Source organism: Endozoicomonas sp. SESOKO4, assembly GCF_024606275.1.
In genome coordinates this window covers 1-1016 of record NZ_JAHHPS010000435.1, presented here as the reverse complement: position 1 = coordinate 1016, position 1016 = coordinate 1, and the positions used below count along the sequence as shown (strand labels likewise).

2 protein-coding genes are annotated in these 1016 nt (G+C 49.8%); one reads left to right on the top strand and one right to left on the bottom strand.

The window, feature by feature from the left end; genetic code table 11:
• Positions 1 to 359 (bottom strand): ATP-binding cassette domain-containing protein (locus KDK16_RS08640; protein WP_257275624.1); only part of this gene is annotated, 359 nt, incomplete at its 3' end.
• 195 nt (positions 360 to 554) lie between these two features.
• Between KDK16_RS08640 and KDK16_RS08635 the strand changes: the two genes are divergently transcribed.
• Positions 555 to 1013 carry a DUF29 domain-containing protein gene (locus KDK16_RS08635; RefSeq protein WP_257254795.1) on the top strand — a complete coding sequence of 153 codons (459 nt, stop codon included), beginning with the start codon at positions 555 to 557 and terminating at the stop codon, positions 1011 to 1013.
• Positions 1014 to 1016 lie beyond the last annotated feature (3 nt).

Below are 1016 nucleotides of genomic sequence, written 5' to 3'. Positions count from 1 at the left end.
GCATCAAAGTCGGCATCTGGCTCGGCGTAGGCGGCGTAAACCGCTTCCAGCTTGCCCTGAGCTTCCTTGATTTCACCCAGGGCTTCTTCCACTACTTCACGAACCGTTTTACCGGGTGTCAGTTGAGGCTCCTGAGGCAGATAGCCAACCTTCAGGTTGGGTTGCGGACGGGCTTCACCATCAAATTCCTGGTCAACACCGGCCATGATGCGCAGCAGAGTGGACTTACCGGCACCGTTCAGACCCAGGACACCAATTTTGGCACCGGGGAAAAAAGAGAGGGAAATGTCTTTAAGAATCTGGCGCTTCGGGGGAACGGTCTTGCTCACCCGATTCATGGTATAGACGTATTGTGACAATTTAGGCATCCATAATAGGTTTGACTGAAACCCCGGAATAATAGCACTTTTGAGGCTTTTCTGTATGCTCGTACCTACTGTCAATAATGTCAAACTCTCGGGCAAAATCCCGACCGCAATGGTGCCTGCAACTGCAGTCCATTTTGATTCCCTTCTGGTTTACGCCTAGAGTGGTAGGGCAATGGAGGATTTTTTATGGAAAACCTGTATGACACTGACTTCTACAGCTGGTCCTATCGTCAGGCCGAGTTGATTAAGCAAGGACGCTTTGATGAGCTTGATATTGCCAACCTGGTAGAGGAAATTGAAGATATGGGCAAGGCTCAGTATCAGGCTTTACGCAGTTGTACTAAAGAATTGCTCCTGCACCTGCTCAAATGGCAAATACAGTCCGGAAAAGACGATCAGCACACAATGACGGACTGGTACAGGAGCTGGCTGGTCAGCGTCGCTAAACAACGAGGCGTCATCCTCGATCTTCTCGAAGATAACCCCAGCCTAAACAGTAAGATTGATGAGGTCTTACCAAAAGCTTATCGGTCTGCAAAGAGGGATGCAGCGGCTGACATGAAATATAAGCCCGATGATTTCCCGGCTGAGTGCCCCTGGAGCTTTGAGCAAATCATGACTGAGGACTGGCTGCCGGAAAGTTAAGTC

Bases quoted from the DNA above. Each gene is read 5' to 3' on its own strand.
- KDK16_RS08635 (WP_257254795.1), top strand. From the start codon at position 555: ATGGAAAACCTGTATGACACTGACTTCTACAGCTGGTCCTATCGTCAG.